This is a genomic window from Brucella sp. TWI559 (assembly GCF_039674265.1).
Taxonomy (GTDB): Bacteria; Pseudomonadota; Alphaproteobacteria; order Rhizobiales; family Rhizobiaceae; genus Brucella; species Brucella chromiisoli.
In genome coordinates, this window is sequence record NZ_JBDJNE010000002.1 from 1 (window position 1) to 21,781 (window position 21,781).

The window sequence follows — 21,781 nt, forward strand, 5'->3', positions numbered from 1 at the left end:
GGGGAACGGGTTTCTGTCTCATCTTTGCGTCCTTTGATAAAGCTATGATGAGCCGAAAATCCTCTCTTCTTAATTAAACCAGTTTTGTCTCAAAGGCGCTGAGGTCGGACAGGCAAATCCCAGCCTTGGACTGACACCGACGCTGGATTATCTCCGTACCGAGTTCAGGAAAGCCAAAGGGCATCCAGCACAAGAGGCGGTTTTCCAGTGTTATCATCTTAATCGGTGGGTTGATCAGATTGCCGGTTGGTTGCCGCGTTCAAAATGGGCGCTTTGTACGGAAGATAAGGACGCTTGGCCGCAACTCTGGCGGCAACATAAGGGCCGCAAGGCATTTCTTGCTTGCGATGTTTCCGCGACGAGAGACATTACCGCGCTTGTGGCGGTGTTGCTGCCTGACGACGATCATGAGCGATGGGTAGTTATCCCGCGTTTCTGGGTGCCAGCTGCAACGCTTGATGAGCGGGCCGAACAGGACAAGCGCGTAGATTGGCATCGCTGGGTGAAAATAGGTGCGCTGGAAGCAACCCCCGGTGATGCTGTCGATCAGAACTTCGTCAAGCATGCCATTCTGGAAGCGTTTGCGAATTTCGATGTGCAGCAATTCGGCTTTGACCGATGGAATGCTGCGAAGCTTGTCACTGACTTGCAGGAAGATATTGACGCGGAAGTTATGGTTGAGATGCGTCAAGGCCATCAAACGCTGGGCTTGCCGACGAAAGAGCTGGAACGTTTAGTGTTCGCAGCCAAAATTGAGCATGGCGGACATCCTGTTCTTGCTTGGATGGCTGGCCATTGCAGTGTGCGCTTTGATGCCAATCTCAATTACGTGCCGGACAAGAAAAACTCACTCGATAAGATCGACGGGATTGCTGCAACAGTCATGGCTCTGGGGCTTGCAATCAACGGCGACGAAGATGAAGCCGCTCCGACATCGCCTTACGATGACCCGGAATACAGCGTGGGTAAATCCTGATGAAACTGATTGATAAGTTGATGGGGCGCGAAACCAGATCTCGCGCTCCAATCGAAAATCCGACTGTGGCAGTCAGTTCTGGCGATTTCATGCAGTTCTTCGGTTTGAAGGATGGAAACTTACCGCCTGTCACGATCAAAAGTGCGCTGAAACTGCCTGCTGTATCGGCTGCGGTCACTTTCCTTTCATCGTCTTTGGCAAATCTGCCGCTGCATGTTTATCGCAATCGCGGAAAGGGTGCAGAAAAGGCAGGCGGGCCGTTACAGTCGTTGCTCAATGAAAGCCCGCATGATGAATGGACGAGCTTTGGCTGGCGCAAATATATGTGGCAGCAGGTGTTCACCTCTGGGCGCGGTCTGACATGGATTGAGCGCGATCTGTCTGGAAACCCGATAGCATTTTGGCCGCTCAACAATGCGCACGTCACGATCAAAAGGCAGGCTGGCCGAAAGGTTTATGAGTTTGATGCCGGAGGTGGGCGAAAGGAATATCCAGCCTCTGACGTGATCGACATTCCTTGGATGTTGGATCCTGATCAGCTTAATTCATACAGCCCGATCATTAGCGGTTCCAAGGCTATTGCGCTTGGTCTGGCGATGGATGAGTACGGCAGCAATTTCTTTGCCGGTGGCGGTGTGCCTCCATTGGCGCTCACGGGTCCGTTGCCTGCTGGCAAGGATGGTATGAAGCGGGCTGCGGAAGACATCAAGCGTTCCATTGAACATGCGAGGGAAAGCAATACACCGATTGCGCAGATCCCCGGTGGTTACGATCTTAAGCAGATTGGTTTTGATCCGGCTAAGGGGCAGATGACGGAAGCCCGGCGCTTTCAGATTGAGGAAATCGCCCGGATTTATAACCTGCCGCCTGTATTCTTGCAGGATATGACGCAGGCAAAGTTCTCGAATGTCGAGCAACAGGATTTGCATCTCGTCAAGCATCTGATTTCGCAGTGGGCGAAGGCGTTTGAGGAGGAAGCCAGTCTGAAAATATTCAGACGGCGCGGCAATCGTCATATCGAGCATAATCTTGATGCTCTGATGCGCGGTGATTTCAAGAGCCGCATTGAGGGTATGGCGCGGGGCATCCAGTCAGCCATCCTTACGCCGAATGAGGCGCGGGCCTTGGAAAATCGGCCTGAGAAAGAAAACGGCGATCAGCTTCTTATTCAGGGTGCAACGGTGCCGCTTGGCTCCCAGCCTCTGTTGACGCCTCCAAAGGAAATTCCAGAAAACGGCGAGGATAGGCAATGACCGTAAAAAAGGAGATCCGGGGCGGCATTGCTGCCGAAATCCGGTCTGATGAAAGTGGTGTGGCAGTTTCTGGATATGCTGCTGTGTTTAATCAGCGTTCCGACATCGGCGGATATTTCGTTGAAGTCATCAAACCGGGAGCATTTCAGGCTGCGATTGGCCGGGATGATGTTTCGTTTCTGATTGAGCATGGTGGCTTGCCTCTTGCTCGTACCCGATCCGGCACGTTGAAGCTGACGGAAGATAGCCACGGCCTGAAAATCGATACCACGTTAGATCCTGCGGATCCTGATGTGGCGCGGATCATTCCTAAAATGAAGCGCGGCGATTTGGATAAGATGTCGTTTGGTTTCTATGCCACGCGACAAGAATGGGACGAGAGCCGCGATATTCCGATCCGTTACATTCACGAAGTTAGCCTTTTCGACGTGTCGATTGTTTCAGATCCTGCCTATCTAGGCACTGAAATTGCACTGCGGTCATTGCAGAGCGTTCGCAATGATCTGACCAGCTGCAATATCCGATCCGCTACAAAGCGGCTCGGTATGAAAATCTCTCTCGATCTGGCTCAGCGCCACCTTTGAACAAGTCTTAGCGCAGGCATTTGCCGCGCATTAATCAATCACAGCATTCCAATCGGAGAATATGCGATGTCTGCTCGCCTTAAAGAACTGCGTCAAAAGCAGGAAAAAATCGTTGTTGAAGCCCGTTCGCGGCTTGAAGAAATCACGGCCTGCACCGATGAAACGCGTGCCAAAGAACTTGAAGCCCAGCATGACGCGGCAATGGCTGAGCATGACAAGCTGGAAAAAGAGATCAAGCAGATCGAACAGGTCATTGCGCTTGAAACGCATGCGGAAGAACAGCGCTCGCGTCAGCGTCCGCTTGGCCCGGATCTTCGCAGTGATGACCGTGCACCCACTGCGAATACAGAATATCGTTCTGCTTTCTATAAAATGCTGGCAAATGGCGGTGATATTTCTGCCCTGTCTGGTGAAGAGCGAAACGCATTGAAAGCTGGTATTGTCACGCCAGATCAGGAACAGCGTTCGCAGTCCACGGTGGCCGCTGCCGGTGGCTATACCGTTCCGACAGAATTGGCGGGCTTTATCATCCAGTCGATGAAAGAATGGGGTCCGATGTATGACGAGAATGTCTGCACGGAGATGCGGACTGCTCGCGGCAATCCAATCACCATCCCAACTGTTGATGATACCGACAAAGAGGCCGTAGCGCATACGGAAGGTAACGACTTTGTTGATGATGGCTCTGCCGATGTAGAGTTCTCGCAGAAGTTGTTAAGCTCATATGTGTTCAATACCAAGTTTGTGAAGTTCTCGTTTGAACTTGTGCAGGATAGTGCTTTTGGCATGGAGCAATTGCTCGGCTCTTTGCTGGGCGAGCGCCTTGGACGCATCGCAAATTTGCAGCTGACACGTGGTACAGGCGTGAATGCGCCTAATGGGATTGTTACAGCTTCGTCACTCGGTCGCACGACTGCGACAGCAACCGGCGTGACGTGGGATGACATTATCGATCTTGAGCATTCGGTAGATCCTGCTTATCGTGCGTCGCCAAAAGCCCGTTACATGTTCAATGACAAAACATTGAATATTGTGCGCAAGCTCAAGGATGGTGATGGCAACTATCTCTGGCAAAAGGGTGATGTGCAGAAGGGTGTGCCGGGTAGCTTTAACGGTCGTCCATACAGCATCAATCAGGCCATGGATGATATTGCTGCTGCCAAGAAATTCATGCTCTTTGGCGATTTCAGCAAATATTTCGTCCGCAAGGTCAATGATCCGATGATCGGCATCATGCGTGAACGCTTCTGGCCGAACCTCGGCATTGCAGGTCTGATCCGCTTTGATGGCGAATTGGGCGATGCTGCTGCCGTTAAACACATGGCTGCTGCTGCTTAATCCAAACCACAATCATTAGCAGGGAGTTGGCGTCGTCCACTCCCTGCATTTGCATGGGGATTACCATGAAAATCAAAATGCTTATGAGCATTGCCGGTGCGGGTTTTGCGCTTTCACGCGGCGATGTAACCGAACGCTTTTCTGAGAGTGAAGCGATCAGTCTGATTAATAGCGGCTCTGCTGTTCCTTTTTTAGGTACAGACTATGAAACGACCGTTGCTGATCGACTTGGTACAGAAACTGCGGTTGCGGCGCTTAATCTTGGCGCTGCTGGTGGTGGGCCTGAGACTGGAATTGGTGCTGAGCCGGGTTCTGTTGTGATGGGTGCGCCAGATGGCGCGGGAACAGATACCAGTCAGCAGTCGAAAACGGCAGTCGTTACTGATGCGCAGGTTGGTGAGAATGGTGCAGCGGCTGGCAGTGCGGAGCCTGAAACGGGCGCGTCCAAGGCTGAGACTGCGCCTGCGCAGCCAGCATCTGGCAAGGCCAAAGGAAAGGCTGACTGATGTGGACCCATCCGGTATCTGCCTGCGATGAAATTATAGAGCCAGTCACATTGGAGGCGGCAAAGCTGCAATGCCGGGTGGATTTCGATGATGACGATAACCTGATTGCCGGTTTGGTTGCGGCTGGCCGTGACCATGTTGAGAATTATTGCAGTGTGAAATTTGCGCAGCGAGAGTTGTCAGCGTCTTGTGAAACCTTCCGGGCGATGCAGGATCTGCCATTCTCTCCGGTGCAGAAAGTCGTAAGCATCATTTATGTGGATCTGGCAGGTGAGAGCCGCACGCTTTCACCTGATGTTTATAAGCTTCAATCAGATCCATATGATGCGAGCATTAAGCTGCGTCCGGGTAAAAGCTGGCCTGCGATACAAGCCGGATCGACCGTCGATCTTATTGCGCAGGTAGGCTTTGAAAAAGTGCCGGATGCTGTCCGGCATGCAATCTTGCTTTTCATCAGTGATGCTTATGAAAACAGGGAGCCGTCACCGTCTGTGCCGTATTCCAGTTTTGATGCGTTGCTTTGCAATTATCGCAGTCACTGGTGATTTGATCTTCACATAGAAAGGTCATTGAATGCCTTGGGTTCGCTTCCTGTCAGATTTTGATTTTCGGGCAACGGCTGCGGTAACGATTGCCTATAAAGAGGGCATGGTGCGCAGCGTGACCACGCGTTGTGCAAGTGCCGCAATATCTCAGAAAAAGGCCGTAAAGGTTCCAACTCCGCGACGTGAGGTGACAAATGGCAAAGCGTGATGGTGCAGGTCGCCTTCGCTTGCGCGTCACTTTTCAAAAGAAAGAGACTATTGATGATGGTCTCGGTGGATCTCGCGGGGGTTGGGTTGATCAGTTTACTGTTCCGGCTGCCTTAGAGCCTAAGTTTGGCGGCAATGCTGAAACGATTATCGCGTCAAGACTGGATGCGCGCCAGCCTTATAACCTTATTATCAGGTCGCATAAAACGGCACGGCAGGTAACGGCTGCATGGCGGGTCTATGATGTGCGCGCAGGTGTGAAAATTGACGAAAAAGGCGTGAAACTGCCAAATCGGGTGTTTGGGATTAAAACCATAGTCAATCCAGATGGCCGAAACGCCTATCTGGAAATGTTGGTGATCGAAGGCGAGGACGGCTAGTTAGGCAGCTTGCCAGTGCGAAGGTGCTTAGCGCAGTCGTCCAATCGTTGCTTATATCTAAGTCGTTCGCTGCTCGACAATTTGTTGGGATCTATATCTTTCACTTCTTCCAGAAGCGCATCGCAACTTGCGCTGAAGGTTTGCTTACCTAATGCTCTTGAAGCCATGTAGTCGCCTCCAATCACATAGATGGCGAGTGCAATAACTGCGATGCAAGCCGCTCCAATCAGAATTTTCATGAAAAGCCTTTCAGCGTGAAAAGTATGTCTCACAGTTAGTCTGTCCAGCCTATGGCATTGGATTGGAAAAGAGTCAAAGCTTGCGATGCCTTTCCCTGTTTCCCTTAAATATTGTGAGTGATTGCTATGGGAGTGCGCTTTAAATCAAAAGGCCGTGCTGAGTTAATCAATAAGATCCGCCAGATCGCTCCAAAGGCGATTGATAAAATGGCCGATGCACAGATGGCAGTCGCGCAAGAGGCTGTTAGTGCCATGAAAGAGCGAGCGCCAAACCGTTCCGGCGATTATGCAGATAGCATCCATGCGGCAAAGCAAAGTGACAACCCCGGCAAGGTTCCTTTCGGATCACGAAAAACGACAGACCCAAATGCGGTTGGAATTTATGCGTCGTTTATTTGGCGCTTTCTTGAATTTGGCACCAAATCAAGCGGCGGCGGAAGTGAGCGCCCTGATCGGCGTTATAAGTCTGGCAAGGTGATGAGCAAGGCAAAGCGCCCGCATGCTGCAACGCCAGCCCAGCCGCATATCTTTCCAGTCTGGCGTGGCATGCGCAAAAAGGGGCTGCGTCGGATCCGTGCAGCTGTGAATAAGGGCGTCAGGGAGGCGATGAAGAAATGAGCGCATCCCTTGAGTTGCAGGCGTCAATTGTAGCTCGCCTTAAAGCGTGGCCGCCGCTGCGGGCTATTTCAGGCGATAAGGTTTTTGACCGTGTTCCAGCTGAAACCAGTGCGCCGTATGTCGAGATTGGTCACTTTGATGATCATCGCGATGATGTTGAGTGTGTCAGCGGGCGGCGAATTTATGTGACCATTCACACATGGTCAAACTATTCAACCAGTCGGAAAGAGGCTGCGGAAATGGCAGATAGTGTTGAGATCGCATTGAATGATGCGTCTCTGGCATTGCCAAGCTATCGGCTGATTTCGATTGATCACCTGCGCACGCAGGTTTTCCAAGATCTGGACGGCATTCATTATCATGGTGTTGTCGAGTTCATAGCTCGAACTGAGGCGGCTTAACGCCAATCACTTCGACATTCCCAGAAACATAGTGGCTCACCCTTCATCCGGTGGGCCTTTCATTTTCCAAGGACACTAAAATGGCTACTGGTCAGCAGAAAGGTCGCCTTCTTCTTATTCAGGTTGGCGATGGCGAAGTCACTCCCGGACCGGAGGAGTTCAGCAATCTGTGTGGATTGCTTGCCCGTTCGTTCAACATGTCGGCAAATTCAATCGACACCACGATTGGAGATTGTGGAAATCCCGGTGCTACGCCACAGAAAACCGCTGAGCCGGGCATTAAAAATCGAACTTTCACTGGATCTGGCAAGTATGTGGCCGGTGCAAAGTCTGCATACTTTGTCGGCAAGGTGAATGCTGCTGAGGTTTTCAATGCCATCGTTATCGTACCGGGCCTTGGTCAATACAAGGGGTCGTGGTTTGTTTCTGATTTCGAATTCTCTGGCGAGCTTGAAGGCAACATGGATTTCAGCGCAACATTCGAGGCGGCTGGCCCACTCGAATTTACTGCGGAGCCATAATCATGGTGCTTCCTGTAAACGGGGCGCGGGGCGAAGTTGGCATCACCATTGGTGGTGCCGACATTGTTATTGCCGCATCAATGGGCGGGCTTGCTGCGGTTTCAACGGAACTTGGCTGCAAATCCATGCACGATCTCTATGAGCGTTTGACCAACGGTGAAATCGCAGCGGTTGTTTCTGGAATACGTCACCTGACCATAGAGGGCGATGCTTCCTCGGTGATTTCAGCCTTAAAGTTGAAGCATTTTAGCGATGTGTCGCGGGCTTTCTCTGCGGCTCTTTCTGATCATTTTGACGGTGAGCCGGGAAACGGTCAGGCCGGGGGAATGACATAGAGGCGGATTTCCCCTGGCGTGATTGGCAGCGATCCGCCTTTGGTGTCTTACGATGGACACCAGCAACATTCTGGAATGCCACCTTAAGCGAATTTATGGCGGCGATTGACGGCTTTATCGAAGCGCGTGGCGGCAAGAAACACGGCGATGCGCCAACTGATGCGCAGATGGATGCTCTCTTAAAACAATATGGAAATTAGAGGCCGCAAGCGAGCGGCCTTTTCTTCGATGTGAGGATCTCATGACGGAAGTGTCCGACGATATCATTCTTTCAATTTCTGCTGACGCAGCATCGTTGCGCCGCACACAGAAACGTATCGAAACGGCTATGAAAGCAATGGCCGATGGCGTCGATAAAAGCATGAATAATGCTTCCAAGATGGCAGATAAGCACTTCAAGGAGATCGAAAAGCTCGCCCGCGACATGCAGTCAAAGCTTGAGGCGACATTTAGCAAGCCTATCGGTACCGGCGTCGGTAAAGGGCTTGCTGCGGTTGGGTCGGTGCTTGGTGCAAATGAACTGCGCAAGATGACAGATGAATGGACGGATTTAACGTCTCGCGTCAATCTTGCAGCTGGTTCGATCGAAGGCGGTACGCAGGTAATGGGTCGCCTTGGTGATATGGCCCGCCGTACCTATTCCGATCTGTCGCAAACAACAGAGAGTTATCTTCTAAGCTCAACAGCCTTGAGGGAGTTGGGTTACAGCACCAATCAGTCGCTTGATTATACTGAGGCGTTGAATAATGCGCTTGTGGTGTCTGGCGCTAAGGGTGAGCGGGCCGCGCGCGTCATTGACGCGCTTGGTAAGTCTATGGCGACCGGCAAGCTTTCGGGCGACAATCTCAATACGGTGATTGAGTCGGGCGGTCGTGTTGCTGAGGCGCTGGCTGCTGGACTTGGCACAACGACAAACGGTTTGCGTGCGCTAGGCGCCCAAGGCAAAATTACTGGCGATGCGATAGTTAAAGCGTTAACCAGTCAAATGCAGATCCTGCGCAAGGAAGCGGCAGATATGCCCGCAACCATTGGCGACGGTTTTTCCCTTTTGAACAATGCGCTGTTGCAGTATGTCGGCAACGCCGATCATGCCACTGGGATCTCGGCTAAGATGGCCGAGGCGCTCATACTCATTGCAGATAATTTTGATCAGGTTGCAGATGCTGGTTTGCAGGTTGCGGCGGTTTTCGCTGGCGTTCTGGTCGGGCGATCTCTTGCAAACATGACGCGGGCGCTTGGCACGACAACTGCGTCGGTCATCAAATTCACGCAGGCGCTGAAAGCTGCCAAGGGTGCAGGTGAAATGGTTTCTGCGTTTGGTGGCCTGAGCGTTGCTGCTGGTCCGCTTGGTGCCATCATCGGCGGGGCGCTTGTTTTAGCTGTTGGGAAATATGCAGCTGGCGCGATTGAAGCGAGCCGTAACAGCGATGAACTTCGTGCTGAGATGGAAAAGTTGGGGCTACTTGCGCCAAAGGTAGCTGATGCACTTGATCAGGCGGCTGAGTCTTTGGACAAGCTTACGGCCGCGGATCGCGCACGAAAACTCAAACAAATCAATGATGAAATCGGCCGCCTGCGAAACGGTGGCGGTGCCTTCTCTAATTGGGTTGGTAATGGTGATGAGTTAAACTCTATCGCCAATCGTGCAATGGTTGCTTTTGCGAGCAAGGAAGATGGCGCGGCGCGTCAGCAGATCGCGCAGATGGCTCGTGATTTTGGTGACTTTAAAATCACAGCTGATGAGGTCCGTGCGAAGCTGGTCGAGATTAACGGCACAAGGGTTAGTGGCAGTGTCATCCAGCTAGGTAAGGATCTTGACGAAGCCGTTACGCGTCTCGCCGCTGTGGAGGCTTATTCAACTCGGTTCGGCGATACGCTTGAGCAGAACGTGGCAAAAGCAGGGTCTGCAATTCAAGATCTCAAGACGAATGTTGAAAACTTTAACAGGGCTGAGCCTATCGGCCAAAAACACATTGATGAGCTTAACAGACTTATCGATGAGTTCACCAATACGGGTCGTGGCGCAGAACAATTAAAAAACAAGTTGCAAGACATTGAAAACGCGCATCCAAATTTCAAAATCATCAAGAATGGTTTTTTCAACCTGATCGATGTGATGAATGTCGTGATTAAGACTGCGCAGGATGCAGGCCGTGCAATGAGCATGGCTTATCCGAAAGGGCAGGATAGCGATAAAAAAGAGCGTGCCACCGCAGATCCTTACATCGTGCAGCGTCGGGCTGAAAACGCAGTCGCTGAGGAATACGAGCGCAATGCTCTCAAGCGCGCTCAGCTTAGCAAAGAACAGTTTGCCCTTGAAAACAAGATTGCAGAAGTGCGCAAGCGCTCTGAAACTGACAATCAAAAGCTGACCGATGCGCAGATTAAGCGCATTGCAGAGGCTGAGCTTGCTGGTGATAAGTCCAGATCGGCAGAGGGTAAAAAGCCTGCGAAAGAAAAGGCGCATCAAAAAACTGCTGATCAAAAGCTTGATAGCGATGTGCAGGCTTTAAGAGATCGGACGGAAGCGCTGCGGGCCGAAACTGCGATGGTGGGCTTGTCCTATCAGGAACAGGAAAAGCGCCGCGCTTCGCTGGATCTGGAGCAGGCAGCACTTGCTAAACTTCGGGATGAAGCCATCAGAAAGGGTCAAACTGACCTTTCCAGCATCAAGCTTTCTCCTGAACAAAAAGCAGCTATTGATGAAGTTTCTGAGGCTTATGCTCGGCAAGCTGAGGCTTTGCGCCGCGTGCAAGAAAGTCAGGAGCGGGCAGATCAAGCCGCGATGGACTTCTATCAGTCGTTCAAATCAGGAATGATTGGTGCAATTACGGGGGCTGATAGCCTTAGCGATGCGCTTTCCGGTTTGCTGCGAAAACTGGCTGAACTGGCGCTCAATTCCGCGTTTGATTCTCTGTTCAAGCCATCTTCGGGCGGTTCCGGGGGTGGAATGCTTAGCGGTGCGTTTAGCTGGCTGGGTGGTTTGCTCGGTCGTAAAGATGGTGGGCCGATCCAAGCTTTGGCGAATGGTGGCCGTGTCAGGGGTCAGGGTGGTCCGCGTGATGACAAAGTTCTCATGTGGGGTAGCAATGGCGAGTTCATGATGAACGCGGCTGCCACGCAAAAGTGGTTGCCGATCTTGGAAGCTATGAATGCGGACCGTTTGCCTAAGCGCGCAAATGGCGGGCCTATCGGCTTTTCAATGCCAACGATGCCAAAGATGAATGTGCCTTTGCCGAATGTTCCGTCAATTTCAGAAATGGGCGGAGCGGGCGGCAGCATGTCATTTGCTCCGGTGTATCATATTGATGCGCGTGGGGCTGATGCTGCTGCGGTTTCCCGTCTGGAGGCGGGACTTGCGAAGACCAATCGCGAGATGGGATCAAGGATTATTGAGGCGGTTCGCAAAATACCAAAACATAACGTTAAGGTATAGATTGATCTTTATTAAGACTCGGATAATGTCCCGTCATTGTTGGAAAGGGGATAGTCTATGTCAGGGTATGATGAAGTATTATCTAGTTTTGAACTACGTGAAGAAACCAGTTTTAAGTTAGTTTCTCTAAAGCGGTTTGAAGAAGATGGGTTGGCAGCATATCACGCCAATTTTTTGTTCCAATACTGGGATGAAACTCTAGAAGCTTATGACAATTTTGATTTGTCGATCCAAGTGAGCGGCGCTGATCTCGATACATTGTCTGTTAATGAAATTAAAAAAATTGCCTTAAAGCGGGCAGCAATAGCGGCTCAATCACTTTGTGAGCATATTACAAGCCATGCCTGATGACTTTAGTGTCTCAAGCTTTGGCCGCTGGAGACACTAATGCCGATTACATATCCATATGACATTCTTGCCAGCTTTCCGGGTTGGTCAACAGAGTTTGATTTACTCTATCGGCAGGAGCAAAGTCGCACGGCGGGCGGGAAAACCTACGTGAAGGATCTTGGCTCTCCTTTGTGGCAGGCAACTTACATGTCGCGCAGTTTGCCAGCCAACGTTCTCGACGCTTGGCGCGCTCGCCTGAAACTGCTTGAGGGCGGGCTGCAAGAGTTTCTTGGCCGTCCGATCAGCCGATGTTTTCCTATCGCTCACCCGAATGGATTGGGCGTAGGGGATGCATCCAGCTTGACGCTTGGCGCCATTGGCGAGGATCGCAAGACTTTGCGATTGAGCAACCGGCCTGCGGGCTATTCGCCAAGCATCGGTGATTATCTACAGCTTGGCCCGCGCAATCTTCATCAGATTGGCAATATCAATGGTCTGGACATTGAAGTCAGGCCGCATTTCTGGCCGGAAACAGTCGTCGGCAATTCAGTCACAATCGTGCGGCCGTCTTGCCGCATGACTATCGTTCCCGGATCCATTTCCACAACGGCTGAGTTGCAGACAGGGCGTGGCAGTGTGTCGTTTCAGGCCATTGAAAGTAGATGAGAGCAGTCTATAGGGACAATTTCACCCAATAGAACTTCTGTTCAATTGACCTGTCTTCATCGCTAGTAAGACGAGCACGCTTTAAATATTGGTGTATATGCACTGATGCTTTTCGTGCTGCATCTTTTAGGTGAAATGGTGAGGACCTGCTGTTTGCTATTTCTTGGCATAAGTCCCACTTTGACTTCAGAGTAGAGGCATTCTTTGCCCGAAAACGCCACTCCTCTAATATGGGGTCCGGTTTAGTTTCTTGATCGAAAGGTATGTCCTTGATCTCATCAAGAATTGGCCAGATTTTGGCTGTGATATTTTTGTAAAAATGTGCAGTCTCGTCCTCAGACCATCCCATATGCTGACCACGTGTATACACGTTAAGGGTCTTTAGATGCATCGGATGGTTCTTTGGAAGTAATTCAACTGCCGTTATGAAGCTGACCAGCCAATCATCAAATAATACCCCAGCTATACGCCAATCTTCAGAATTGCGCATTGTAAGTAGATGAATTTGATCGAGAGCGTTGTCTACTGTCTCGTTGCCCGTGTGGTATTTGCGAAATTCACGCATTTGACCTCTGCTAAATATAGAGAGCGCAGGAATTAAAATTTCCTACAATCTTTGTAGTGAAAACCAGATAATCGCTCAAGGAGTTTTCCTGTGAGAAACATATCCGCTGAAAACCATGCGGCCTTGCAAGGCCGTGTGCTGGTGGCGCGTGACTTCCTTTGGCTGGTTGCGCGCAATCGTCAGACAAATGCGCCTGAGACAGAGGGGCTTTGGTCTGACGTTGGCAATATTACTGCTCCAATCACGCATCCTGATAGTGGTTTGCCTGTCACACGTGAATGGTATGGCACTGGCAGTCTGGTTGCGATTGACGATATTCCGCTTGTTGCAAATCTGGCCGTGCAGGAAGTCAACATTCGCATGTCGCAGGTACTTGAGGAAGTTGAGCGCATTGTGCGCGATTACGATTGCCAGCAAGCGCGTGTCGAAATCTATCGCGGGCTGTTCGATCCTAATTCACGCCAGTTGGTAGCGCCTGCGGAATGCCGGTTTATTGGTTTCGTTGATCGTATTGAGATAAGCACCCCAAGCGAAAATGAGGAAGGCGCGGTCACGATGACCTGCGTCAGCCATACGCAGGAATTTACCCGCTCTAATCCAGATACCCGATCAGACGCCACTCAGCGGCTGCGACTTTCGACTGATGGTTTTTATCAGGATGCTGACACGGCAACCGAATGGGAAGTCTGGTGGGGATCGGAAAAGGGCAAGGTGCCGACGCAAAAGAAGAAAAAGAAGTTTCTGGGGCTGTTCTGATGGTTGTTCGCTTAGCACTGCCATCAGATCGCGCTGCATGTGTCCAGCTTCTGAGATCCAGCCATAGCGCTGCGGGCTTCGCTTTCCCGTTTCAGGCGGCTTATGCCGCAAATCTGTTTGATCAGCATCTTACATCGCCACAAGCGGTTGCGCTTGTGCTGGGTGATAAGCCGCAAGGCATTCTGTTGGCTGCATGGTTTGAGCATCCGTTTGGCGCTGGCCGGTATGCCAAGGAAACAGTCTGGTTTATCGATCCATCCGCGCGTGGTCGCTCGGCGCTTCTAATGCTTGATGCTTATGAGCACTGGGCGCGTGAACAGTCCTGCACCGCAATTGGCATGGCGTCACTCGCAAGCAATGATGTGTCACGGATCTATGAGCGGCGCGGCTACAAGCCTGCGGAAACGCATTTCCTTAAGTCTCTCTGACAGAGATTAATCTCAAGGTTACAACATGGCTATTTTTTCAGCTATTGCGGCGGTAGGCGCTGCAATCGGTTCGTTTATTGGTGGCCTTGGCGTTATCGGGTCATTTCTTCTCAAGACTGCTGTAGGCATTGGCGCAAATCTCATTGCGCAGGCAATTTCTGGCAAGCCCAAAGAGCCGGCATTCTCAATCAATGGTACCTTGCAAGGCGGCGGCGATCTTCCGCGCTCTTTCATCATTGGTAGAACTGCAACGGCTGGCTCTCTTGTCTGGGCAAATACATGGGGCAAAGATGGTGACAGCCCGAATGCCTATCTGACGCAGGTTATTGCGCTCTCCGATCTGCCGGTCAAAGGGCTGCTTAACGTCTGGGTGAATAATGAGAAAGTAACTCTTGATTTGAATACGCCCGACATGTCGTGGGGCTGGCAGGTCAAGGAATATCGCAACAACGGTGATAATCTCTGGGTCAAGTTTCATGATGGAACGCAGACGGCAGCGGATAGCTTTCTCGTCAATACCTGTTCAAACGGCAACCGCGCTTGGGGCGCAAATCGTGTCGGGCATGGTGTCGCCTATGTGATCGTGACGGCGCGCGTTTCCAAGAATATGTTTTCGGGCATTCCATCCTTCAAATTCGAAGTTGATGGCTATCCAATGTATGACCCGACACGTGATAGTAGTGTTGGCGGCATCGGCGCGCAGCGTTTGAGTGATCCCAGCACATGGGGCGGCGATGGGGATCATCTTTCAGCCGTGCAGAACTATAACCTGCTGCGCGGTATTTATCTGGATGGCAAGTGGTTCTATGGCGTACAGGGCATGTCGTCAGCACGATTGCCGACTGCTAACTGGATTGCAGTGATTAATAAATGCCGGCAGATTGCTGGTTCTGAACCGCAATATCGCTCAGGTGGAGAAATTACGATTGATGCACCGCTGTCGGCGGCAATTGAGGCAATCAATACCACTTGTCAGGGCCGTATTGCTGAGATTGGCGGCGTCTACCATATGTATCTCGGCGCTCCTGATGCGCCTGTAGTCCATTTCACAGATGACGATATCCTTTCGACTGATGAGCAGTCGTTTTCTCCATTCTTTGGGTTGGCGGATACGATCAACGGCATTTCTGTTACTTATCCGTCGCCTGCTGATGGCTGGGTGATAAAGACCGCACCGCCGCTCTATCGTACTGATCTTGAGGCACGGCACGGCAATCGCCGTCTAATGGCGTCAATCGAACTGTCATTCGTCTGTTATCCTGAGCAAGTGCAGCGTCTGCAAAAGTCGGCCTTGGAAGAGGGGCAGCGGGCGCGACGTCATACGCATGTGCTGCCGCCTAAATTCTGGGCTTATGCGGTTCCCGGTGTTATCTTTGCCTGGACTTCAAAACGCAACGGCTATGTCAATAAGCTGATGCGGGTTGATGGCGCTGCGGATCGGGCCAATCTTGATATTATGGTTGATCTGACGGAAGTCGATCCAACCGATTATGACTGGAATAGCTCAACTGATTACAAGCCCCCAATCGACGGCGCCGTCGGGCCTATGCGTCCGCTGCCCCAGCCGATTGTTGATTTCTCTGCTGAGGCTGATGTCGCGCAGGACGCGGACGGCAATAGTCGCCGCTGCGCAATCCGGCTTGGTTGGGATGGCGCGAAAGAGGACATTGATTTCGTCCGCTTTGAAGTGCGTTTCGCTGCTGATTTGGGCGTTGTCTATTCCGGTCGGGCTGATGATGTTGCGCGTGGTAGCATCAAGATTGCGCCCGGCATCCTGCTGCCGAATGCCGATTACGACATTCGGGCAGTTTACGCAACTTTTGCGGGCAATCGCCTGTTTGAGTGGTCCGACTGGATCCGTGTGCGCACGCGTGACATTCTCCTAGGGCCACTGGATATTTACCCGTTCAGTGTTGAAAACTTTAACACAGGGCTTCAAGAGTTCTGGCGCAATCAGAATGATAATCTCCGGCGCGTCGATAATGAGGTGTCGCGCTTAACTACCGCGCTATTAGATCTTGAAGCGGACAGCGAATTTGAACGTGCAGGTATTCGTGAGGAAATCGGCGTTCAAGGTGCAAACTTTCGTCGCCTTGTTTTGGTTGAGGCTAATGAACGTAAAGCTCAGGTTACGCGCCTTGAAGAGCTTGACGCGCAATTGGCAGGCAACATCGCCAATGTTCAAGAGTTCGCGCAGGCAACAGCAACAGAGCTTGGCGCTGTCGCACAAACCCTCATTCAAACGCAGACGCAGGTCGGCAATATATCGGCAAATGGTTATTTGCAGATCTATTCTGAAGCTGCACCGTCAGGCTCTCTTTCGCGTGTAGTTTTTGCTGCCATCGCGGAGGTGGGGGGCGATAGAACGCAAGGTGCTTTAGCGATTGAGGCCATTGGTGGCGGAAAATCACGTGTCATTGTTGATGCTGATGAATTTTACGTTTCAAGCCGTGGTCATAGGGGCGCGCCGCTAGCCTACGTCAATGGTGAATTGACATTGCGCGTCATCAATTTTGGTTCTGGCTTCTTTGATGAATTTCAGTCTCGAAACGGCGCTCTGCGGTTTCGTGGCCATGGTGACTATGCGGATATTAGGCTCTTTACCGCAAGCAGATGAGGTAATTTAATGAGTTATCTGGCGATTGGACACAAACCCGGCGTAGGCCCGGTTGTGAAGGTTATGCGCAATGATACCGATGATTTCCGGGAATTACCCAGCACGGATTATGGCGCCTTCCTGTTTGATTCTGAAAACCAGAATGTTTCCTACATGAAAGAGCCGGGTGTTTTATCGATCAATCCGAACGCTTTCCCTTTTGAAAGTGGTAAATATCGATTTTACACGATAGGCGGCGGTAATAGCGATGCTAAGCAGATCGTAATTACCCAGCATACTGTGGGGGGCGGGACTGTTCCTTATTTCCTATTAGATAGGATGTTCCCCGGCGATGCGCCGCCTATTTTCGAAGCAAAAGTAAAGAGGGCCGATGGCAGGTTTCTTGGCCCATCATTTAGCATAAATAGTCAGTATCAAATTGGAATGCAGTATCGCACCGTTATTGCAAGAATGACTGATCAGAATGACGGTCCTTTCGAGAGTGGCAAGTCGCAGCCACCACAAAGCCAATCGGTAACTAATCGAATACCTTCTTTTTATGGGTATTATGGATGGTGTGGAAGAATAACAGACCGATTATCGCAGCGTCCTGAGTATGACAATGCATATTGGAGCACGGGTAGCGCCGATATTTATTACACCTTTTGGGATCTTCCTGCGAATGAGACTCCTATTCCCAAACCTTCTGCCCCTGTCGTTGCTGGGCAGGAGGTTGTTCGACTGGATAGTAATGGGTTGATCATCACGCGTCCGGGTTTCACTGTTGATAATTCGTCGGGACGTCAGCGCATTATCGATAGCACTCGCAATCCTCCGTTCTGTATTATGGCAGACGAAATCAAGAATATTCCGGCTGGCGGTGCTTATTACGTGCCTGCGCCTTACGGCGTCACACTGACTGAAAGTATGTTTGTTGATATCGTTGCCGGTATTGCGGGGCGTGATTACATCCTGCCGATGTTTGATCGGGAGCTGTATGACACCAATCAAGATGTGCTGATCACCTACAGGCTGGATCCGGGTGGCGTTACGTTTTTCAATGAAAGTGCAAATATCGCCGTCAACATCAGGTATCTGGTTTATTGCAATGATCTGATGCCACCTTCGATTGGTGGTAATCAGGTGATGCGGCGTGTCTTTAATGACATCCAGATTAAAAAGCCCGGATCCAGCGATACATCGCCAGCGTTCAATGACATTCTTTTAGATACACGCTTTCCAGCGACGCAGATATTACGGGAAGAGTACATTCCGGCCAGTCAGTTCAACGAGGGGGCGTCGAATGCGATGTATGGGGAAAAAGCAAAGACTATTAACTTCAACGGTAATGGTATGCTGGTCTTTCCGAAAGTTATTGGTGTCTTTCCTAATGTCCTGCGTCAGTCTTATGCTGCGCTTTATAAAATACCTAACAGAGGCTACGGACTTTCAAACCAGTCAGTTGTTTCTGTTCTTAACGAGAATAGCCTGAAAATCCATATTTCCCCCAGCCAGTCTACTGGCATCCGCTGGACCGGAACGAATAGCTGGAATTACGACAATTCATTTCCCGGTCCTCTTGGGGTTCGTTATTACATCCTCGGCGTAGCAAAACGCTAACTCAAAGGTAAATTGGTATGTCTTCAACGACGGCTGAACAGTCGGCGCAGCTTACGCATGTGCGCATTGATCCTGTTGCGATGGCAAATGAAGCTCGCGCATTGAGTGATTTTTTGACCGCGCAAAGCCTGCGCAATGCAAATGACGCAGTGATTTTACTTCGCAGAGTCAAAGAATTGGAATTGGCAGCGGAAGAGGATGCCAAAATCCATAATGAGGAAATGACCCGTATCACGCAGGAACGTGATCAGGTGATGCAAATGTATGAAGGTTCCTGCCAGAAAATCAAAGACATTCAGGCCGATGCAATGAATGTGCAGCAGCAATTGAATGATGCGCAGGTTGAGATTGCTGCTTTTAAATCGCCCGTTGTCTCAAGACGGAAGGTGAAGGCTAATGGCTGACAACTTCGATAAGTTCCTTCCAGACTGGCAGATCGGAACATTGACGCTTGCCGCTAACTCAATTGGTTTTACTGCAGCCGATGCGCTTTTGACATTTGGCAGTATTCAGCAAGGCGACTTCATTATCTCGCCTGATGGCCGCATGCTGGTGATTGAGAGTATCGCCGACGATAATAATGGCGTCCTGTCGTCGCCATGCCCGCCTGAGGCCGCTGGAACATTCCCCACGCGTATTCGCTACCAGTCGGATAATTCGCGCTACACAGGGCAGACGGCAGCACTTCGGCGGCTTATGTCGGGCGGTAATCTGTTCGCATTGGCAAAACTTGCTGGCGACACTGAGACCGTAATTCGCTTTCTCGGAAACGGTGCGTTTGATCTGGTTGACCCCTCCGAGTTCGGCATCCAAGACCCAAACGGCAGTCTGGCGAAGCTGGCCGCTTTCATTCTTGCTGCGAACAAAGCTATCGTTACCGATGATGAAGGTAACGCCCAGCAGATTGATCTCGGTTCACTTGGTCGCGCTTTGATTGTTTTGTCATTGGGCACCAACGCTCAATATATACAGGGTGACGGGACTTTGCAGGCCAAGGCTGGCTTACCCGTTAGTACGGCGACGCAAGCTGCGCTTAATGCCAAAGCCAATTTATCGGGAGCTAGTTTTACTGGTTCTATATCTTCAACGGCAGGACTTGCTGTAGGAACGTCAATTACAGCAGGCGGTGTTGGTCAGGGAAAACTATATTTTCGCAATGATGCAAACATTAACATTATTGATATGGGCGTTGGTTCCGGTACGGGATACGGCAACAGTTTTGGTATTTACAACACATCAGACGGCGAGTTTGCTGTTTTCACTCAAGGCGCTCGGCGTTTCACGGTAGCAGGCGCCGGAAATGTGGCTGTCGCAGGTTATTTTTCAGCTTCAAGCAAGTCGTACTTAATCGACCATCCTAAAGACCCGTACAATAAAGATCTCCGCTTCATGTCCACGGAAGCTCCAAAAGCAGGCGTAGAATTTTGGGGAACTGTGAGACTGGTCAACGGTCTGGCCGAAGTTGACATTGATGTGGCGAGCAACCTTACTCCGGGCACTTTCTCAGCACTTACGCAGAACGCTTTCGTGGTCAGTGTGAATAACTTGGATGAACCAACATATGTTCATGGTGGACGTATTGTTGAAGGTAAATTCACATTGCAAGCAGACGGCCCAGTCAATTGCGAAGTTTCATGGCACGTTAAAGCCGAACGCGCCGATGCTTTCATTAAATCACACCCATATTGCGACCCCAATTCTGGAGTGTTGACTCCAGAAGCTGAGAAGGAGGATTTCGTTGTCTCAGGCTACTAAGGAAATCGTGGATAATGCTCGTATCGGAACAAAAGGCTATCCAAGGAATTATGAAGCACTTGGAATTGCGCCGCCAATGAAAACCGTGCCTGTTGAAAATGGCGAGCCCGTCACCAGTCACCCTGGCCTGACGCCGCAAGAATATTTAGCGGCTAAGCGTTGGGAGAAAGAAGTCGGAGGGATTGAGGTTAATGGATTGTTCGTAGCCACTGATGATCGCTCAAAAATGATGATTTCGGGGGCGCGGGTTGCTGCGGAGAGTAATCTAGAGTTTGCCACTCAATGGAAAACGGCGACAGGCGACTTTCTTATGGTCGATGCTGCTTCAATCATCGCAGTTAGCGATGCCGTTCTTGATCATGTAGCTAGGTGCTTTGCTGTTGAAGCAGCAATCACAGCAGATCTGCAATCTGGAGCGGATTTCTCCATCGCTGATATTGATGAAATCTTTGCCCGTAGCTTCCCCTAACCGATAGACCGCGCCGTCCTTGAGGCGGTTTTTTAATACCCCAAAGGAAAATCTAATGGATAAAACCGTGCCTCTTGGTGCGGCGATTCTGCTTGACTTCATTCGTAAGACTGAGGTTGGCCGGGTTGATCGCGCTTCTTACGATGTTATTTACGGCAATAATCAAAACAAGCTTCCAAAGCAGATCACATCAATGACGGTCGGTGAACTGGTTGATGCGCAGGCTAGTTTTACAAAGCGGTTCAGGTCCTCCGCTTCTGGCGGCTATCAGTTTATGCGGGCCACCTTGCAGGATCTTTCCCGTGAACTTGGTTTGCGCGGGACGCAGATATTTGAGCCTGACTTGCAAGATCGTCTTGGCTATCACCTGCTTATTCGTCGCGGCTACAATGAGTTTATTGCTGGAAAGATCAGCCGTACAGAATTTGGCAAACGTCTTGCGCAGGAATGGGCTTCTTTCCCGGTTCTGGCCGCTACCAAAGGCGAGCACCGCGATTTAACTCGCGGCCAAAGCTACTACACCGGTGATCCGTTGAATAAGGCTCTGGTCAAGTCTGCAAAGCTCGAAGCCATTCTCAATAAAGTGAAAACGGTTGGCAATGCACAGCCTGCCGTCGAAAAGGTTATTGAGAAAGTACCGGTAGTTGCCGATCCCGGCGAGCTTGGAACGCCTCCAGCAAAGTCAAAAACTGTCATCACGAATATTCTGACTGGCATCGGCATGGTCGTGACGGCTGTCGGCTCATTTCTTGGCGGGCTGGATTGGCGCGTTCAATTGTTCATTTGCGCCATGGTTGGAGCTTTTGCAGTCTATGCGATCAAGCGTCGCGTGGATTTGTACAAAGCCGTCAAGGATCTCCATCAGGAGCTTGGCTGATGGCGCTGATTGCACTTATCCCGCCGTGGCTGAAAACGGCCCTCATAACGGTTTTGACAGGTGGCGCAATTGCCGCCTTTTCTTTTGGCTTTGGATATTACCGGGGCGATCACAGCGGGTTTCAGAGGGCGAAAACCGCACAACTCAAAGCAGACATGAAAGCTGAACGGGAAAGGACAAAGGACGATGCCAAACTGCGCGGTCTTTCGGATTATGATTTTTGCATTGTTGCCCTTCGCCGTCGCGGCTTGCCAGCCGATGAGTGCGTCGGGTTGCGCGGGGTTTCGAGCGAATAGCTTATCACCTGTAGGATTGGTGGCTCTCACAAAAGTGGATCGGGCAGGGGCTGAACGTGTCGAGGGTAACGACGAGAACGGAAA

25 protein-coding genes and 1 pseudogene are annotated in these 21,781 nt (G+C 50.9%); 24 read left to right on the plus strand and 2 right to left on the minus strand.

Going from position 1 to position 21,781, the window contains the following annotated elements:
- Positions 1–121: 121 nt before the first annotated feature.
- The 7 genes and pseudogenes from ABE530_RS04065 to ABE530_RS04095 form a co-directional block, all read left to right on the plus strand.
- Positions 122–976: pseudogene (locus tag ABE530_RS04065) on the plus strand (terminase TerL endonuclease subunit); the annotation flags it as partial.
- Complete coding sequence (locus ABE530_RS04070; protein WP_499693670.1) at positions 976–2,229, plus strand: phage portal protein; 1,254 nt, start codon at positions 976–978, stop codon at positions 2,227–2,229. The pseudogene ABE530_RS04065 and the gene ABE530_RS04070, both read left to right, overlap by 1 nt.
- Entirely contained in the window at positions 2,226–2,813 is a 588-nt protein-coding gene (locus ABE530_RS04075; RefSeq protein WP_499693671.1) for an HK97 family phage prohead protease, read from the plus strand. Before ABE530_RS04070 ends, ABE530_RS04075 begins: the two co-directional genes overlap by 4 nt.
- Positions 2,814–2,879: 66 nt before the next feature.
- The gene (locus tag ABE530_RS04080) at positions 2,880–4,151 is read left to right on the plus strand and encodes a phage major capsid protein (RefSeq protein WP_499693672.1); all 1,272 of its coding nucleotides are present in this window, start codon (positions 2,880–2,882) and stop codon (positions 4,149–4,151) included.
- A 65-nt stretch (positions 4,152–4,216) separates the two neighbouring features.
- Positions 4,217–4,657 (plus strand): hypothetical protein, encoded by a 441-nt coding sequence (locus ABE530_RS04085; RefSeq protein WP_499693673.1) that lies wholly within the window; start codon positions 4,217–4,219, stop codon positions 4,655–4,657.
- Positions 4,657–5,202, plus strand: a complete 546-nt coding sequence (locus ABE530_RS04090) for a head-tail connector protein (RefSeq protein WP_499693674.1) — start codon at positions 4,657–4,659, stop codon at positions 5,200–5,202. The genes ABE530_RS04085 and ABE530_RS04090 overlap by 1 nt, the downstream gene beginning before the upstream one ends.
- A 194-nt stretch (positions 5,203–5,396) precedes the next feature.
- The gene (locus ABE530_RS04095) at positions 5,397–5,789 is read left to right on the plus strand and encodes a head-tail adaptor protein (protein ID WP_499693675.1); all 393 of its coding nucleotides are present in this window, start codon (positions 5,397–5,399) and stop codon (positions 5,787–5,789) included.
- Here ABE530_RS04095 and ABE530_RS04100 read toward each other — a convergent pair.
- Positions 5,786–6,028 (minus strand): hypothetical protein, encoded by a 243-nt coding sequence (locus tag ABE530_RS04100; protein ID WP_499693676.1) that lies wholly within the window; start codon positions 6,026–6,028, stop codon positions 5,786–5,788. The genes ABE530_RS04095 and ABE530_RS04100 overlap by 4 nt on opposite strands.
- A gap of 126 nt (positions 6,029–6,154) precedes the next feature.
- On the opposite strand from ABE530_RS04100, the gene ABE530_RS04105 reads away from it, so the two are divergent.
- The 8 genes from ABE530_RS04105 to ABE530_RS04140 all read left to right on the plus strand — a co-directional run bounded on the left by ABE530_RS04105 (position 6,155) and on the right by ABE530_RS04140 (position 12,335).
- Positions 6,155–6,646 carry an HK97 gp10 family phage protein gene (locus ABE530_RS04105; RefSeq protein WP_499693677.1) on the plus strand — a complete coding sequence of 164 codons (492 nt, stop codon included), beginning with the start codon at positions 6,155–6,157 and terminating at the stop codon, positions 6,644–6,646.
- Positions 6,643–7,047: a DUF3168 domain-containing protein gene (locus ABE530_RS04110; protein WP_499693678.1), complete on the plus strand. Its 405-nt coding sequence runs from the start codon at positions 6,643–6,645 to the stop codon at positions 7,045–7,047. Before ABE530_RS04105 ends, ABE530_RS04110 begins: the two co-directional genes overlap by 4 nt.
- An 80-nt stretch (positions 7,048–7,127) precedes the next feature.
- Positions 7,128–7,568: a phage tail tube protein gene (locus tag ABE530_RS04115; protein WP_499693679.1), complete on the plus strand. Its 441-nt coding sequence runs from the start codon at positions 7,128–7,130 to the stop codon at positions 7,566–7,568.
- A gap of 2 nt (positions 7,569–7,570) precedes the next feature.
- Positions 7,571–7,903: a hypothetical protein gene (locus tag ABE530_RS04120; RefSeq protein WP_499693680.1), complete on the plus strand. Its 333-nt coding sequence runs from the start codon at positions 7,571–7,573 to the stop codon at positions 7,901–7,903.
- A complete protein-coding gene (locus ABE530_RS04125) occupies positions 7,900–8,103 on the plus strand; it encodes a phage tail assembly chaperone (protein ID WP_499693905.1) in 204 nt (67 codons plus the stop codon). Before ABE530_RS04120 ends, ABE530_RS04125 begins: the two co-directional genes overlap by 4 nt.
- Positions 8,104–8,144: 41 nt before the next feature.
- Positions 8,145–11,339 (plus strand): tape measure protein, encoded by a 3,195-nt coding sequence (locus ABE530_RS04130; RefSeq protein ID WP_499693681.1) that lies wholly within the window; start codon positions 8,145–8,147, stop codon positions 11,337–11,339.
- A 57-nt stretch (positions 11,340–11,396) separates the two neighbouring features.
- Positions 11,397–11,687: a hypothetical protein gene (locus ABE530_RS04135; RefSeq protein ID WP_499693682.1), complete on the plus strand. Its 291-nt coding sequence runs from the start codon at positions 11,397–11,399 to the stop codon at positions 11,685–11,687.
- Between the two features lie 39 nt (positions 11,688–11,726).
- Positions 11,727–12,335 carry a hypothetical protein gene (locus tag ABE530_RS04140; protein ID WP_499693683.1) on the plus strand — a complete coding sequence of 203 codons (609 nt, stop codon included), beginning with the start codon at positions 11,727–11,729 and terminating at the stop codon, positions 12,333–12,335.
- Between the two features lie 7 nt (positions 12,336–12,342).
- Here the strand turns inward: ABE530_RS04140 and ABE530_RS04145 are convergent, their stop codons facing one another.
- On the minus strand, positions 12,343–12,900 hold the full coding sequence (locus tag ABE530_RS04145) for a hypothetical protein (protein WP_499693684.1): 558 nt from the start codon (positions 12,898–12,900) through the stop codon (positions 12,343–12,345).
- A gap of 90 nt (positions 12,901–12,990) precedes the next feature.
- Here ABE530_RS04145 and ABE530_RS04150 point away from each other — a divergent pair, with 90 nt between their 5' ends.
- The 9 genes from ABE530_RS04150 to ABE530_RS04190 are packed head-to-tail and all read left to right on the plus strand — an operon-like array spanning position 12,991 to position 21,697.
- The gene (locus tag ABE530_RS04150; protein ID WP_499693685.1) at positions 12,991–13,656 is read left to right on the plus strand and encodes a hypothetical protein; all 666 of its coding nucleotides are present in this window, start codon (positions 12,991–12,993) and stop codon (positions 13,654–13,656) included.
- Complete coding sequence (locus ABE530_RS04155) at positions 13,656–14,084, plus strand: GNAT family N-acetyltransferase (protein ID WP_499693686.1); 429 nt, start codon at positions 13,656–13,658, stop codon at positions 14,082–14,084. Before ABE530_RS04150 ends, ABE530_RS04155 begins: the two co-directional genes overlap by 1 nt.
- Before the next feature lie 25 nt (positions 14,085–14,109).
- A complete protein-coding gene (locus ABE530_RS04160) occupies positions 14,110–16,701 on the plus strand; it encodes a phage tail protein (RefSeq protein ID WP_499693687.1) in 2,592 nt (863 codons plus the stop codon).
- Positions 16,702–16,710: 9 nt separating this feature from the next.
- A complete protein-coding gene (locus ABE530_RS04165; RefSeq protein ID WP_499693688.1) occupies positions 16,711–18,300 on the plus strand; it encodes a hypothetical protein in 1,590 nt (529 codons plus the stop codon).
- Positions 18,301–18,317: 17 nt separating this feature from the next.
- A complete protein-coding gene (locus tag ABE530_RS04170; RefSeq protein WP_499693689.1) occupies positions 18,318–18,704 on the plus strand; it encodes a hypothetical protein in 387 nt (128 codons plus the stop codon).
- On the plus strand, positions 18,697–20,055 hold the full coding sequence (locus ABE530_RS04175; RefSeq protein WP_499693690.1) for a hypothetical protein: 1,359 nt from the start codon (positions 18,697–18,699) through the stop codon (positions 20,053–20,055). The genes ABE530_RS04170 and ABE530_RS04175 overlap by 8 nt, the downstream gene beginning before the upstream one ends.
- Positions 20,039–20,524 carry a DUF4376 domain-containing protein gene (locus ABE530_RS04180; protein WP_499693691.1) on the plus strand — a complete coding sequence of 162 codons (486 nt, stop codon included), beginning with the start codon at positions 20,039–20,041 and terminating at the stop codon, positions 20,522–20,524. Before ABE530_RS04175 ends, ABE530_RS04180 begins: the two co-directional genes overlap by 17 nt.
- A gap of 55 nt (positions 20,525–20,579) precedes the next feature.
- Positions 20,580–21,401 (plus strand): lysozyme family protein, encoded by an 822-nt coding sequence (locus ABE530_RS04185; protein WP_499693692.1) that lies wholly within the window; start codon positions 20,580–20,582, stop codon positions 21,399–21,401.
- Positions 21,401–21,697, plus strand: a complete 297-nt coding sequence (locus ABE530_RS04190) for a hypothetical protein (protein WP_499693693.1) — start codon at positions 21,401–21,403, stop codon at positions 21,695–21,697. The genes ABE530_RS04185 and ABE530_RS04190 overlap by 1 nt, the downstream gene beginning before the upstream one ends.
- Positions 21,698–21,781 lie beyond the last annotated feature (84 nt).